The sequence below is a fragment of the Streptomyces sp. NPDC030809 genome (genome assembly GCF_055572195.1).
Map to the genome: position 1 here is coordinate 180,022 of NZ_JBVIDV010000012.1, position 15,319 is coordinate 195,340.

Consider the following 15,319-nt stretch of genomic DNA (forward strand, 5'->3'; position numbering starts at 1 on the left):
GCCGACGATCACCGGACCGCGGAAGGCCGCGGCGGGGCGCCCGGGGCCCGGTGCATCACAGGCGGAAAACGAACGAGACCTTGCTGTGATCGTGAACGCCGTGCCGTCCGTGGCCGTGGTGCTGAATACTTCGTCCAAGGCCGGTCCGGTTGCGGTGAGCTGGAGGGGACGGTCGCGTGAGCGAAATACCTGCGCAGGCACAGCACGTAGAAGTGCCCGGAGCGCCGTGGCGCGAAGCCGTGTGGCACAGCAGTCCGCCTGGCTCGATCTATGACCACATACGCGTTGCGTCCTTCTCGATCGGCCCCGACGGGCTGGTCGACCAGTGGAGCCGGCGCGCCGAGGAGCTCTTCGGCCTGCCCGCCTCCCAAGTGGTCGGCCGGGACCCCGTGGAGGCCTTCATCCCCGCGGAACTGCGCCCCGGCGGCCGCCGCAGGATGTCCGAGATCCTCGACGGCAAGGAATGGACCGGCCTGGTTCCGTTCCGGATGCCTTCCGGCACGGACGGGGTCCACGGCCCCGAGGCCGTGGCCGAGATCTATGTGATGCCCACCGAGACCGAGCTCGGCGAGCGGGCCGCGCTCTGCGTCGTCGTCGACGTACAGGCCCTGCGGCGGATCGAATCCGACCTCGCCGCCTCGCAGGCGATATTCGGCCAATCTCCCTTCGGCTTTCTTCTCTTCGGTACCGACCTCACCGTCCAGCGCGCCAACCGCCGCTTCGCCACCGTCTTCGGCGGGGCCGCCGAGGACCACCGCGGCCGCACCGTCCACGACTACCTCCCCCGCCGCGAGGCCGACCGGATGGCCGCCGCCCTCCGCCGGGTCCTCGAAACCGGCGAGGCCGTCACCGACCTCCAGATCAGCGGCGCCGCCCCCGGCAGCCGCGAACACCGCCACTGGTCCATCAACCTCTACCGCGTCCACGGCGCCTCCGGCCGCCCCGTCGGAGTCGCCGGCCTCGGCACCGACGTCACCCGCCGCCACCTCGCCGCCCGCGAGGCCGCCGGGGTCCGCCGCAACCTGGCCCTCCTGAACGAGGCCGGCGCCCGCATCGGCAGCTCCCTGGACCTGGAGACCACCGCGCGCGAACTCCTCGACGTCACCGTCCCCGGCTTCTGCGACCTCGCCGCCGTGGACCTGTACCACGGGCTGCTGCTCGGCGACGACGACCGGCCGGTGCGCACCGCGGGCGCCCCCGCCCGGCCCTCGGCCGCGGGCGGCGGCGGGCTGCGGATGCCCTCCGCGAAACTCCGCCGGGTCGCCTTCGCCAGCGCGGTCTCCGACGCCCCGCTGTCCGGGCCCGGCAGCGTGGGCCCCGTCGCCGTCGGCGAGACCCACCGCTACCCGGCCACCTCGCCCGCCGCCCTCGCCCTGCGCACCGCCCGGCCCCGCCTCGTCCTGGGCGGCGGACCCGACGACCTCGTGCAGTCCACCCTCGTCGTGCCGATGGTCGCCCACGACACCGTGGTCGGCCTCGCCCAGTTCTCCCGCACCAAGGGCAGCGAGCCCTTCGGGGAGCGGGACCGCGCCGTGGCCGTGGAGCTGGCCGCCCGGGCCGCCGTCTCCATCGACAACGCCCGGCTCTACCGGCGCGAGCACGAACGGGCCCTGATCCTCCAGCGCAGCCTGCTGCCCCCCGGCGACCCGGAGGCGGCCGGTCTGGACATCGCGTGCCGCTACCTGCCCGGGAACGCGGCCACCGAGGTCGGCGGGGACTGGTTCGACGTCATCGAGCTGCCCGGGCACCGCACCGCACTCGTCGTCGGCGACGTGATGGGCCGCGGCCTGCGCGCCGCCGTGGCCATGGGCGAGCTGCGCACCGCCGTCCGCACCCTGGCCCTGCTCGACCTGGAGCCGGCCGAGGTGCTCGCCGCCCTCGACGAGGTGGCCCGCGGCCTCGGCGCCTCCGGCAGCCGGCAGTCCCGCAGCCGCGAACGCGAGGCCGACCTCTCCGAGGTCTACCTCGCCACCTGCGTCTACGCCGTCTACGACCCCGTGACCCGGCGCTGCACCATCGCCAACGCCGGCCACATGCCGCCCGTGCTCGTCGAACCCGGCGGCGAGGGCCCGCTGCTGCTGGAGATACCGCCCGGCATGCCGCTCGGGGTGGGCGGCGAGCCCTTCGAGGAGACCGAGGTGGAACTCCCCGAGGGCGCCCTGCTGGCCCTCTACACCGACGGGCTGGTCGAGTCCCGCGACCACACCCTCGACGAGGGGCTGCGCGGCCTGCGCGAGGCGCTCACCGACCCGGTCCGCCCGCTGGAGGACGTCTGCGACCACGTCCTCGGCAGCCTGGAGACCCGGCACGGGGAGGACGACATCGCCCTGCTCATGGCGAGGGTCCAGGGGCTGCCGGCGGACGCCGTCGGCGACTGGCAGCTGTCCCGCGAGGCCCGCTCGGTCGGCCGGGCCCGCGAACTGGCCCGCGCCAAGCTGGTCGCCTGGGGCCTGGAGGCCCTGGTGGACACCACCGAGCTGCTCGTGAGCGAACTGGTCACCAACGCCCTGCGGTACGGGGAGGGCGAGATCCGGCTGCGCCTGCTGCTGGACCGGACCCTGGTCTGCGAGGTCTGGGACGCCGGCCTGGTGCAGCCCCGGCGGCGGCGCGCCCGCGACACCGACGAGGGCGGCCGCGGACTCCAGCTCGTCGGGCTGCTCTCGGCGGGCTGGGGCTCCCGGCGCACCCCGCGGGGCAAGACGGTCTGGTTCGAACTGCCCCTCCCGGGGGCCGAACCGCTCGCCGAACTGTCCGCGGAACAGCTCCTCAGCATGTACGGCTGACGAGCACGCCATGCCCGGCTGACGCGTACGGGCGTACGGGCGTGCGGGCCGGCCGGGCGGGTCAGGCCGCCCGGCCGGACTTCAGGGCCGCGAGCCGGGCCTCGACCTCCGCGTCGCGGCCCAGGTCGTCCAGCGCCTCGAACTGGGCGTCCAGCGAGGAGGCCGCCAGCTCCTGCCTGCCCAGCGCCCGGGCCTCCTCCCGCCGGACCTTGTCCTCGAAACGGCTCAGCTCGCTCGTCGGGTCCATCACGTCGATGCTCTTCACCGCGTCCAGCATGGTGTTCTGGGCCTCCGCCGTCTTCGCCCGGGCCACCAGCTCGTCCCGCTTCGTCTGGAGGTCCGCCAGCTTGGCCTTCATCGACTCCAGGCCGGCCTTCAGCCGGTCCACCACCTCGGTCTGCCCCGCGATCACCGGCTCCGCCGCCGCTGCCTCCTGCTCCGAGCGGAGCTGCCGGCCCAGCGCGACCTTCGCCAGGTTGTCGAAGGTGTCGGCCTCCGCCTGCTGCCCGGCCGCCCGCAGCTCGTCCCCCTTGCGGCTGGCCGCCAGGGCCTTGCCGCCCCACTCGGCCGCCGCGTCCACGTCCTCCCGGTGGTCCTGCTCCAGCATCCGCAGGTTCCCGATCGTCGTGGCCACGGCCTGCTCGGCCTCCGAGATGTTGTTCGAGTAGTCGCGGATCAGCTGGTCCAGCATCTTCTGCGGATCCTCCGCCTGGTCCAGCAGCGCGTTGATGTTCGCCTTCGCGAGCTGGGTGACGCGGCCGAGGATGGTCTGCTTGCTCATGAGCACGCTCTCCTGGGAGGGGAGGGGGGACTGTGTGTGAGGGGAGGGGCGCGGACGCCGGGGCCCTCCTACGGCCGGCGGCCGCGGCCCGGGGCGCGCGCCGGGGTCAGAAGCGGCCGCCACCGCCCAACCGGCCGCGGGTGCCGCCGCCCCCGAACGAGCCCGGCCCCAGGCTCCCGCCCCCGCCGAAGGACCCGCCGCTCCCGAAGCCCCCGCCGCCGGAGGAGCCGCCCCCGCGCCCCGCGCCGAGCAGCTCGCCCAGGATGATCCCGCCGAGCACCGCGCCGCCCATGCCCCCGCGCTGCCCGCCGCCCCCGTACGGGTTCCGGTACCCCTGCACGTCCTGCTCGGCCAGCTCCCGCGCCTGCTGCGCCAGGGCGTCCGCCTGCTGGGCCTCCGCCAGGGCGGCCTGCGGGTCCTGCCCCGCCAGCGACCGGGAGCGGGCCAGACGGCGTTCCGCCTCGGCCAGCCGGGTGCGCGCCCGGCTGCCGACCGCCCCGCGGCTGGTCGTCACGTAGTCGGCGGCCGCACCGATCGTGGAGCGGGCGGCCAGCTGCGCCTGCTCCAGCAGGGCCGCGGCCCGCTGCCGTCCCGACTCCCGCTCCCGGGCACCCGCCAGGGCCTCGTCCAGGGCCGCATCGGCCTCCTCCACCCGGCGCAGCGCGTCGATCGGGTCGTAGCGGCCCGCCGCCACCTGGGCCCGCACATCGGTGAGCACCGCCTCCGCCCGGCTGATCCGGCCGCTCAGGTCCGCGGTGGAGACGCCCTGGGCGGTACCCGAGAGCAGCCCCCGGGCGTCCGCCAGATCGGCGTCCGTCTCGGTGAGAGCCCCGTCCAGCCGCCCGGCGGCCTCGGCGAGCTCCTGCGCCCGCCGGTCCACCGCCGCCACGAGGATCGCCGCCTGGTCCACCGCCCCCTCCACCGCCCGTACGTGCACGGCGGCCCGGGCGTTGTCCCCGGCGGCCAGGGCCGCACGGGCCTCGCCCAGGCCGGTGGTCGCGAACAGCAGGCGGTCCTTGGCCTGTTCGGCGTTGCCCGCCACCGGGGCCGCGGCCGAGTCCGCGTACCGGCCGGCCAGCGCGGTCAGCACGGCCTCCGCCGTGCCGGTCCGCCCGGTCAGGTCCCGGAACCGCTCCTCCACCGCGGCCAGCGCCTGCGGGGCGTTCCTCTCCAGCGAGCGCAGCCGGTCGAAGTCCGCGGACTGCGCGTCCAGCCGCCGGTTGGCCTCGGAGCAGCGGGCCACGATCTCGTCGAGCAGCCGCCGCCGGGTCGGGTCGTCCTCCGGATAGGCGTCGTCGAGCTGCTGGCGCAGCCGGAAGGCGTGCACCAGCTCGTCCTTCGCGTGCGCCAGGGCCTCGGCGAAGGGCCGGGCCGCCTCCTCGCCGAACTGTGCGGTCGCGAAGCCGAGCTCCTCCGTGCTGGTGCGCACCGCGTCGTCGGTCCCCACCAGCAGGGCCCGGGCCCGCGCGTCCAGCTCGGGCAGCGGCACCTGGCCCGGGGGAGCGGCCGGGGTGCCCCAGCCGGGCGGTCCCGGGGTGGTGGCGGGAGCCTTGCGGCGGCGGCTGCGGCGGTAGGCGTACGCGCCGAGGGCCCCGGCGGCGCCGACCGCCACCACGGGCAGCACGTAGTCCCCGGCCCCGCTCTCCGTCCCGGCGCCGCCGCCGGGGTCGGGATCGCCCGGGGTGATCTCCGGCACCGGGACCGGGCGCCCGCCCAGCACCGCGTCGTACCCGGCGGCCGCGCCCGTCGCGGCGCCCGCCCAGTCGTTCTGCCGCAGGGCGGGCTCGATGGCGTTGCGGGCCACCTCGGCGAGCTGCGCGGCGGTGAGTCCGGCGGCCGGGCCGGCGGAGTACGCGTACTGCCGGTCCCGGGTGGCGACCGCGAGCAGGACGTCGTCGTCGCCCAGGCCGTTGCGCTCGGCGGTGGCGTCGGCCCAGCTCTGGGCGGAGCGGTCGCCGAAGTCGCGTACGTAGGTGACGAAGAGCTGGATGCGGCGGGCCGTGTACAGGCGGTCGAGTGCGGCTGCGACCGCCTGGCTGCGGGGGCCGAGGGCGTCTACGCGGTCGGTGATCTGGCCGTCGCGGGAGAGGGTGACGGGGTCCTCGGCGGGGGCCGCGTGTGCCTGCGCGGGGGTGGCTGCGGTGGCGGCTGTGCCGCCGGCCAGGGTCAGCAGGGCTGCCGCTGCTGCCGGGGCGAGTGCGGTGCGCAGGGGTATCCGCGGGCGGGGGCGTCTCTTCGGCGGCGTCACATTTGGGAGGGTATGGGTGGGGGTGCGGGGGCGCGACCGGAGCGGCCGTGACCCCGCGGGGGCCTTCTCCCCACCCCGCCCCTTCCCCGCACCGGGGCTCCGCCCCGGACCCCGCGCCTCGAACTCCCCCGGCCCCAGGGGGCCGGGAGATGCGGGCGGAATCAAGCCCCGCCGGCGATTGAGGCGCGGGGGTCCGGGGGCGGAGCCCCCGGAAGGGCTACAGCTCGGGCCGCCTCCGGATCCGGTTGCCCAGCCAGACCAGGGGGTCGTACTTGCGGTCGACCGCCCGCTCCTTCAAGGGGATCAGCGCGTTGTCCGTGATCTTGATGCCCTCCGGGCACACCTCCGTGCAGCACTTCGTGATGTTGCAGTAGCCGAGGCCGTGTTCCTCCTGGGCCGTCCGCTTGCGGTCCAGGCCCTGTTCGGACGCCGCGTCCAGCGGGTGCATGTCCAGCTCGGCCACCCGCATCAGGAACCGCGGCCCCGCGAAGGCGGGCTTGTTCTCCTCGTGGTCGCGGACCACGTGGCACGTGTCCTGGCACAGGAAGCACTCGATGCACTTGCGGAACTCCTGCGAGCGGTCCACGTCCACCTGCTGCATCCGGTACTCGCCCGGTGCCAGCCCGGCCGGCGGGACGAACGCCGGGACCTCGCGGGCCTTCGTGTAGTTGAAGCCCACGTCCGTCACCAGGTCCCGCACCACCGGGAAGGCCCGCAGCGGGGTCACGGTGATGGTGTCCGCCCGGTCGAAGACCGACATGCGGGTCATGCACATCAGCCGCGGCCGGCCGTTGATCTCCGCGCTGCACGAACCGCACTTGCCCGCCTTGCAGTTCCAGCGGACGGCGAGGTCCGGGGCCTGGGTGGCCTGCAGGCGGTGGATGATGTCGAGGACCACCTCCCCGTCGTGCACCTCGACCGTGAAGTCCCGCAGCTCCCCGCCCTCGGGATCGCCCCGCCAGACCCGGAAGCTCGCGTCGTAGCTCGTCACTCGTACAGCTCCTCTTCGGCGAGGTACTTGACCAGCTCTTCCTTCTCGAACAGGGCGAGCAGGTCGGAACGGATGGGCTCGGTGGCGGTGCGGACCAGCTCGATCCGGTCCGCCGCGGGATCCGCGGGTGCGGGGACGACGGGCCGGCACAGCAGGTTCACCGGGCGCCAGGCCCGGTCCATGGCCGGGCAGTCCTCCCGGGTGTGCCCGCCGCGGCTCTCCGTACGCTCCAGGGCCGCCTTCGCCACGCACTCGCTGACCAGCAGCATGTTCCGCAGGTCCAGCGCCAGGTGCCAGCCGGGATTGAACTGCCGGTGCCCCTCCACCCCCGCCCGGGCCGCCCGGGCGCGCAGCACCGAGAGCCGCTCCAGGGCCTCGCGCATCTCCGCGTCCCGCCGGATGATCCCGACCAGGTCGTTCATCGTCTGCTGGAGCTCCTGGTGGAGCGTGTACGGGTTCTCGGCGCCCTCCTCGGCGTGGAAGGGGGCCAGCGCCTCCGCGGCCGCCGCGTCGATCTCCCGCTGCGCCGGCGCGGGCCGGCCGCCCGGACCGCCCGCGTGCTCGGCTGCGTACGCGGCGGCGTGCAGGCCCGCCCGCCGCCCGAAGACCAGCAGGTCGGACAGGGAGTTCCCGCCCAGCCGGTTCGAGCCGTGCATGCCGCCGGCCACCTCGCCCGCCGCGAACAGGCCCGGCACCCCGACCGTGGCGGCCGTCTCCGAGTCCACCGCCACCCCGCCCATCACGTAGTGGCAGGTCGGGCCGACCTCCATGGGCTCGGCCGTGATGTCCACGTCCGCCAGCTCCTTGAACTGGTGGTACATGGACGGCAGCCGGCGCCGGATCCGCTCCGCGGGCATCCGCGTGGACACGTCCAGGAACACCCCGCCGTGCGGGGAGCCGCGGCCCGCCTTCACCTCGGAGTTGATCGCCCGGGCCACCTCGTCGCGGGGCAGGAGTTCGGGCGGGCGCCGGTTGTTGTCCGGATCCTCGTACCAGCGGTCGCCCTCCTCCTCGGACTCCGCGTACTTCTCCTTGAAGACGTCCGGCACGTAGTCGAACATGAACCGCTTGCCCTCGGAGTTGCGCAGCACCCCGCCGTCGCCGCGCACCGACTCGGTGACGAGGATGCCCTTCACGGACGGCGGCCAGACCATGCCGGTCGGGTGGAACTGCACGAACTCCATGTTCAGCAGCGGGGCCCCGGCCAGCAGTGCCAGCGCGTGCCCGTCCCCCGTGTACTCCCAGGAGTTGGAGGTGGTCTTGAAGGACTTGCCGATGCCCCCGGTGGCGAGCACCACCGCGGGCGCCTCCAGCACGAAGAACCGGCCGGACTCCCGCTCGTAGCAGAACACCCCCGCCACCCGGTCACCCGCGGCGGGTCCGCTGCCGGAAGCAGTCTTGAGGACGCGGGTGACCGTGCACTCCTGGAAGACCTTCAGCCCGGACTCGTGGTCCCCGGTCTCCTTGAAGTCCTCCTGCTGGAGCTGGACGATCTTCTGCTGGAGGGTGCGGATCAGCTCCAGGCCGGTGCGGTCGCCCACGTGCGCGAGGCGCGGGTACTCGTGCCCGCCGAAGTTGCGCTGCGAGATCCGCCCGTCCGGGGTGCGGTCGAAGAGCGCCCCCCAGGTCTCCAGCTCCCAGACCCGGTCCGGGGCCTCCTTGGCGTGCAGCTCGGCCATCCGCCACTGGTTGAGGAACTTCCCGCCGCGCATGGTGTCGCGGAAGTGCACCTGCCAGTTGTCGTGCTCGTTCACGTTGCCCATGGAGGCGGCGATCCCGCCCTCGGCCATCACCGTGTGGGCCTTGCCGAACAGCGACTTGCAGATGACCGCCGTACGGGCGCCCCGCTCGCGGGCCTCGATCGCGGCCCGCAGTCCGGCGCCGCCCGCCCCGACGACGATCACGTCCCACTGCTGCCGGTCGACTTGCGTCATGGTGGAAGGCACCTTTCGTCAGAAGAAGCGCGGGTCGTCGAAGGCGCCGGTGGCCAGCAGGTAGACGTAGAAGTCGCACAGGGCCACGCTCACCAGGGAGGACCAGGCGAGCAGCATGTGCCGGGAGTTGAGCTTCCCGACCAGGCCCCAGAGCCGGTAGCGGACCGGGTGCTTGGAGAAGTGCCGCAGCCGGCCGCCGATGATGTGCCGGCAGGAGTGGCAGGAGAGGGTGTACGCCCAGATCAGCACGATGTTCGCGAGGAAGATCAGGGTGCCCAGGCCCATGTGGCCCCAGGCGTAGTGCGCATCCCGGAAGGTCAGGACCGTGTCGTACGTGAGGATGCCGGCGACCGGGAGCGCCGCGTAGAAGAAGTACCGGTGCATGTTCTGGAAGACCAGCGGGAAGCGGGTCTCGCCCGTGTACTGCGCGTGCGGCTCGGCGACGGCGCAGGCGGGCGGCGAGGCCCAGAACCCCCGGTAGTAGGCCTTGCGGTAGTAGTAGCAGGTCAGCCGGAAACCGAGCGGGAAGACCAGGATCAGCAGCGCCGGGGACAGGCCCCACCAGCTGCCGAAGAGCTCCCAGTTGGGGCCGCCGCGCATCGGGACGCAGTTCTCCGCCAGGCAGGGCGAGTAGAAGGGCGACACGTACGGGGCCGCGTAGTAGTCGGCGTTCGCGAAGGCCCGCCAGGTGGAGTAGACGACGAAGGCGAGCAGGCCGGCCGCGGTGCCGGCCGGGGCCAGCCACCAGCGGTCGGTGCGCAGGTGGCGGGCCGGGATCGAGGCCCGCGAGGCGTGGTGCACGCCGGTGAGCCGGGCGGGTGGTTCGGTGCCTGTGGCCAAAGGTGACTCCGGGGGTGACTCCGGGTGGAGTGGTCAGGAGTGGCCCAGGAGACCCAGCCGCCCGGCGCGGGCCGGACGGCTGGGTCTGATGGGTGGGTCGATGCGGTTCCGGTACGGGTTCTGCACGGGTACGGCTCCGGCCGGTCCGGTTCCGGCCGGGTCCGGCGGGCGGGCGGACGGGCGGGCCGCCGGCGCGGGGGCGCCGGCGGCTTCCGGATCAGGGGGCCCGGCGGTCGCGGGCGCCGAGGCCCTCGTCGTCCGAGTCCGCCCAGAGGCTGCTGTCGTACGGGGTGTCGGGGATGGTGACCATCCCCGACCGGTCGGGCGGAGCCGCCCGGCCGCCCGGCTGCTGCCGCTGCGCCTTCTCCTTGCGCTCCAGCTGCTCCACCTTGCGGGTCAGCTCGTCGAGGTTGCGGCGTACGGCATTCAAATCGTCTTGCAGGGACATGACTTGCCCTCACTTCCGCAGGTTGCGGTGGCAACGCTCATGTGCGCCTGCGAGTGTCGCGCCTCCCGTCCCCGCTTGTGAAGGGACGTGCAGCGATTCCGGGCGCGCAGGCGCAACCTGTGCGCCCCTCCCGGCTCCATTCTCGTCCCTCGCCCGAGGGAACGCCCTGCGCGGCCGGCCCGCCCCGGTTGGTCCGCACGGGTGGGGTTCGCGGCGTGGCGCGGCCCGGCTCCGGAGGCCGCGGCGGGCGGTCGTTTTGAGTGGGTCCGGTCACCAGTGTGATCAGCTCCAAATACCGCCATCCGTGATCATGCACGGCCCGCCCCGGAGGTAGACACCCATGTCGCAGCGACGGCGCAGCTCCCTGGCGCTCCTGGCCTCCGGCGTACTCGCGCTGCCCCTGCTCGCCGGCTGCGGTTCACCGGACCCCGCGGCCGGGCCCGCCGCCGCGCCCCCCGACATCCGCGCCTCCGCGCGCGACCAGATCGCCGACGGCGGGGTGCTGCGCTGGGCCGTGGACGCACTCCCGGAAACGCTGAACACCTTCCAGGCCGACGCCGACGCCACCACCTCCCGGATCGCGGGCGCCGTGCTGCCCGCCCTGTTCACCCTCGACGCCCGCGGCCGTACGGTGGCCAACCCCGACTACCTGGAGAAGGCCGAGGTCATCGAGACCGAGCCGCAGCAGGTGGTCCTCTACAAGCTGAACCAGCAGGCCGTCTGGAGCGACGGGCGGGAGATCGGCGCACCCGACTTCGTCGCCCAGTGGCGGGCCCTGAACGGCAAGGACTCGGCCTTCTGGACCGCCCGCAACGCCGGCTACGAGCGCATCGAGAAGATCGAGCGCGGGGCGAACGACCTGGAGGTCAAGGTCACCTTCGCCAAGCCGTACGCCGACTGGCAGTCCCTCTTCACCCCGCTCTACCCCAAGCAGGTCACCGGCAGCCCCGAGGCCTTCAACGAGGGCGCGCGCGGCGCCCTGAAGGTCACCGCCGGCCCCTTCACCCTCGGCGCCATCGACAAGAAGGCCGGCACCGTCGCCCTCTCCCGCAACCCGCGCTGGTGGGGGGCCCCCGCCAAGCTGGACACCCTCGTGCTCACCGCCGTGCCGCGCGCCGAGCGGGCCGCCGCCCTGGCCGCCGGGAAGGTGGACCTGGCCGAAATCGACCGCTCCGGCGCCGAGCGGATCGCCCTCGCGGCCCGTGACCGCGGCCGGTCCGGGGCCGGCGGTCCGCTGCGCCACGGCCCGGGCGCCCGCACCACCGCCGGCCAGGCCCTGATGTCCTGGGCGATCGCCCACGGCTCGGCCCCGGAGCAGGCCGAGGCCGAACGGGCCGCCCGGCTCAGGAACGCGGCGGCGGTCCGCACGTACGCCGCCGAGCAGGCGGCGCTGCGCGGTTACCAGGTCCGCAAGTCGCTGGAGCCCGCCTACACGCAGCTCGCCCTCAACGGGGCCTCCGGACCCCTCGGCGACGAACGGGTCCGCCGGGCCATCGCCCGGGCCCTGGACCGCAAGGAGCTCGCCGAGGCCGTCCTCAAGCCGCTCGGGCTGCCCGCCCGGCCCGTCGGCAGCCACCTCGCCCTGGCCGGGCAGAAGGTGTACGCCGACAACAGCGACGCCCTCGGCGGCCGGGACCCGGAGGCGGCCCAGGCCCTGCTCGCCGACGCGGGCTGGCGCCGCGGCGGACCGCTGAGCAGCACCCCCGAGGAGGCCAAGGCGGGCGCCGAGGCCGACACCGCAACCGGCGACGACGGGAAGACCCCCGCGGCGGGCCCCGGCACCGGCAACGACGGGCTGTACATCGTGGGCCAGGACGACAAGAACGAGGGCGGGGGCGGCCGCGGCGCGGCGGACGGCAAGAACCTCCGCGGCCGCCCCGAAGGGCCCGTACGGCAGTCCCGCGCGCTCCCCGAGGGGGAGTACGGGCCCGGCTCCGGCGGCGCCCCGGACGGGGAGGTCGTCGATGCGGACACCGCGAGCGAGCGGGCCGGCGGCCCGGCCGCGATGGCCCCCGCACCCCTCGCCGAGGGCCAGGGCGCGGCTTTGATCGCCCAGGCCGAGGCGCTCGGCCGGGCCGGGGCGGACAGCGGCCGCGACGACGGCAAGAAGCCGGCCGACGAATCCGCGGACTCGTCGGCCGGGCTGCGCGCCGCGGCCCGGGAGCCGCGGGCCGGCGCCGCCGAGCCGCTCGCCGGGGCCTACGCCCCCCAGGGCACCAGGGCCCCGGTCCCGGCCCGGCAGGTCCGCACCTCCGGGCAGCTCCTGGCCAAGGACGGCAAGGCGCTCACCCTGCGCTTCGTGCTCCCCGCCGGGCCCGGCTCCGAGTCCCTGCGGACGGTCGGCGAGCGGATCGCCCGGACCCTGCGGAAGATCGGGATCGGCACGGAGCTGACCAAGGTCGCGGACGAGTCCTTCTTCAAGGACCACATCGCCTCCGGCCAGTACGACCTGGCGCTGTACTCGTGGCCCGCGAGCGCCTTCCCGGCCACCGACGCCCGGCCGATCTTCGCCAAGCCGGAGCCCGCGGCCGACGGCTCGCTGCTCGTCGAGCAGAACTACACCCGGGTCGGCACCGACCACATCGACCAGTTGTTCGACCAGGCGATCGGAGAGCTCGACGAGGAGGAGTCCCGCGAGCTGATGCGGAAGGCGGACGCCCGGATCTGGGCGGCGGCCGGGTCCATCCCGCTCTACCAGCGGCCCGAGCTGGTGGCCGTCCGCCCGGCCGTGGCCAACGCGGGCGCCTTCGGCCTCGCGACCCCGCGCTACCAGGACATCGGCTGGCGGAAGCCCGCGGCCGGAGCCGAGCGGCGCTAGCCGGCGCCGGCAGGCGCCGGCCGGCGCCGGCCGGCCGGGGTCCGGCCCGGCGCCCCGGAAGCTCAGAAGTGGCTCAAGTTCCTTGCCCGCCGGAGGCCCCGGCGGGCAAGGTCGGTCCCACCATTGACCCGGTAGCCCGTACGACCCGTACCGCCGCTCCACCCCGTGAACGCAGGGCCCACCCCGCCCGAACACCAGGCCACGCCCGGCCGTCGCCCCGGCGCAACAACCTCCGTCCGGCCTCTTGACAGACCCCCCGGCGAGCGGTTCCCGCCATTCGGCGTACGATGGGGTAAGGCCGTGGCAGGTTTTCCGCCCGGCGGGCTCGCGTGCCGGACCGTACGCGACGCCAATCCACGATCCGGGAGAAGCGCCGAAGTATGCCCACGCGCCACGATATTCGTAACGTCGCCATCGTCGCCCACGTCGACCACGGCAAGACGACCATCGTCGACGCCATGCTCAAGCAGGCCGGTGCCTTCGCCGCCCACCAGCAGCTCGACGACCGCATGATGGACTCGAACGACCTGGAGCGTGAGAAGGGCATCACGATCCTCGCCAAGAACACGGCGGTGAAGTACCACCCCAAGGACGGCGGGGCGCCCATCACGATCAACATCATCGACACCCCCGGCCACGCCGACTTCGGTGGCGAGGTCGAGCGCGGCCTGTCGATGGTCGACGCCGTCGTCCTGCTGGTGGACGCCTCCGAGGGGCCGCTGCCGCAGACCCGCTTCGTGCTCCGCAAGGCCCTCCAGGCCCGGATGCCCGTCATCCTCTGCATCAACAAGACGGACCGCCCGGACTCCCGGATCGACGAGGTCGTCAACGAGACCTACGACCTGTTCCTGGACCTGGACGCCGACGAGGACCAGATCGAGTTCCCGATCGTCTACGCCTGCGGCCGTGACGGCATCGCCTCGCTGACCAAGCCGGAGGACGGCACCGTCCCCGCGGACAGCGACAACCTGGAGCCGTTCTTCTCCACCATCCTGGAGCACGTCCCGGCCCCGACGTACGAGGAGGAGGCGCCCCTCCAGGCGCACGTCACCAACCTCGACGCCGACAACTTCCTCGGCCGCATCGCGCTGCTCCGCGTGGAGCAGGGCGAACTGCGCAAGGGCCAGACGGTCGCGTGGATCAAGCGCGACGGCACCATCCAGAACGTCCGCATCACCGAGCTGATGATGACCGAGGCGCTCACCCGCAAGCCGGCCGAGGTGGCGGGCCCCGGTGACATCTGCGCCGTCGCCGGCATCCCGGACATCATGATCGGCGAGACCCTGGCCGACCCGGAGAACCCGGTCGCGCTGCCGCTGATCACGGTGGACGAGCCGGCCATCTCCATGGTCATCGGCACCAACACCTCCCCGCTCGTCGGCCGCGGCGGCAGCGGCAAGGGCGCGGACGCCAAGGCCGCGGTCAAGGACCGCAAGGTCACCGCCCGCCAGGTCAAGGACCGCCTCGACCGCGAGCTGATCGGCAACGTCTCCCTCCGCGTGCTCGACACCGAGCGCCCGGACGCCTGGGAGGTCCAGGGCCGCGGTGAGCTCGCGCTCGCCATCCTGGTCGAGCAGATGCGCCGCGAGGGCTTCGAGCTCACCATCGGCAAGCCGCAGGTCGTCACCAAGGAGGTCGACGGCAAGACCCACGAGCCCGTCGAGCGCATGACGATCGACGTGCCCGAGGAGCACATGGGCGCCGTCACCCAGCTCATGGGCGTCCGCAAGGGCCGCATGGACAACATGTCGAACCACGGCTCCGGCTGGGTCCGCATGGAGTTCGTCGTCCCGTCCCGCGGCCTCATCGGCTTCCGTACGGAGTTCCTGACCCAGACCCGCGGCACCGGCATCGCGCACTCGATCCACGAGGGCCACGAGCCCTGGTTCGGCCCGCTGCAGACCCGCAACAACGGTTCGCTGGTCGCCGACCGCGCCGGTGCGGTCACCGCCTTCGCGATGACCAACCTGCAGGAGCGCGGCGTGCTGTTCACCGACCCCGGCACCGAGGTGTACGAGGGCATGATCGTCGGCGAGAACTCGCGCTCCGACGACATGGACGTGAACATCACCAAGGAGAAGAAGCTCACCAACATGCGCTCCTCCTCCGCCGACTCCTTCGAGGCGATCGTCCCGCCGCGGAAGCTCTCCCTGGAGCAGTCCCTGGAGTTCTGCCGCGACGACGAGTGCGTCGAGGTGACCCCGGAGGCCGTGCGCATCCGCAAGGTCGTCCTGGACCAGAAGGAGCGTTCGCGCACCGCCTCGCGCGCCAAGAAGTAAGCTCCACCCGGATCCCCGCGGATCCACGCGTTCCTGCAGCCCGCCCCCGCACGGTCTCCGTGCGGGGGCGGGCTGTTCGCGTCTGTCAAACGGATTATTGCGTTCACGTGTCCGCTCGTGTCCGACTATCGGCCGTCACGCTCCGGAACGTGCGCTAACCGTCCGTTTCGGGTGTGTCTGTCTGTGATCCATATGTC

Annotated in this window: 9 protein-coding genes; 3 read left to right on the forward strand and 6 right to left on the reverse strand. The window is 73.8% G+C overall.

The features are described 5' to 3' along the window. Nucleotides 1–176: 176 nt before the first annotated feature. Entirely contained in the window at nucleotides 177–2,783 is a 2,607-nt protein-coding gene (locus ACZ407_RS18175) for a SpoIIE family protein phosphatase (RefSeq protein WP_468129237.1), read from the forward strand. 61 nt (nucleotides 2,784–2,844) lie between these two features. Here ACZ407_RS18175 and ACZ407_RS18180 read toward each other — a convergent pair whose 3' ends face one another. The 6 genes from ACZ407_RS18180 to ACZ407_RS18205 all read right to left on the reverse strand — a co-directional run bounded on the left by ACZ407_RS18180 (nucleotide 2,845) and on the right by ACZ407_RS18205 (nucleotide 10,025). Further along, nucleotides 2,845–3,564: a PspA/IM30 family protein gene (locus tag ACZ407_RS18180; protein ID WP_468129239.1), complete on the reverse strand. Its 720-nt coding sequence runs from the start codon at nucleotides 3,562–3,564 to the stop codon at nucleotides 2,845–2,847. 106 nt (nucleotides 3,565–3,670) lie between these two features. Further along, a complete protein-coding gene (locus tag ACZ407_RS18185; RefSeq protein ID WP_468129241.1) occupies nucleotides 3,671–5,812 on the reverse strand; it encodes a TPM domain-containing protein in 2,142 nt (713 codons plus the stop codon). Nucleotides 5,813–6,029: 217 nt separating this feature from the next. Further along, on the reverse strand, nucleotides 6,030–6,803 hold the full coding sequence (locus tag ACZ407_RS18190; RefSeq protein ID WP_468129243.1) for a succinate dehydrogenase/fumarate reductase iron-sulfur subunit: 774 nt from the start codon (nucleotides 6,801–6,803) through the stop codon (nucleotides 6,030–6,032). Continuing rightward, the gene (locus ACZ407_RS18195; RefSeq protein WP_468129245.1) at nucleotides 6,800–8,737 is read right to left on the reverse strand and encodes a fumarate reductase/succinate dehydrogenase flavoprotein subunit; all 1,938 of its coding nucleotides are present in this window, start codon (nucleotides 8,735–8,737) and stop codon (nucleotides 6,800–6,802) included. Before ACZ407_RS18195 ends, ACZ407_RS18190 begins: the two co-directional genes overlap by 4 nt. A gap of 18 nt (nucleotides 8,738–8,755) precedes the next feature. Further along, entirely contained in the window at nucleotides 8,756–9,577 is an 822-nt protein-coding gene (locus ACZ407_RS18200; protein ID WP_468129247.1) for a hypothetical protein, read from the reverse strand. A 217-nt stretch (nucleotides 9,578–9,794) separates the two neighbouring features. Further along, complete coding sequence (locus ACZ407_RS18205) at nucleotides 9,795–10,025, reverse strand: hypothetical protein (protein WP_468129249.1); 231 nt, start codon at nucleotides 10,023–10,025, stop codon at nucleotides 9,795–9,797. Between the two features lie 340 nt (nucleotides 10,026–10,365). Between ACZ407_RS18205 and ACZ407_RS18210 the strand changes: the two genes are divergently transcribed. Beyond that, on the forward strand, nucleotides 10,366–12,843 hold the full coding sequence (locus ACZ407_RS18210; protein WP_468129251.1) for an ABC transporter family substrate-binding protein: 2,478 nt from the start codon (nucleotides 10,366–10,368) through the stop codon (nucleotides 12,841–12,843). Nucleotides 12,844–13,223: 380 nt separating this feature from the next. Further along, a complete protein-coding gene (typA, locus tag ACZ407_RS18215; RefSeq protein WP_468129252.1) occupies nucleotides 13,224–15,122 on the forward strand; it encodes a translational GTPase TypA in 1,899 nt (632 codons plus the stop codon). Nucleotides 15,123–15,319: the final 197 nt, after the last annotated feature.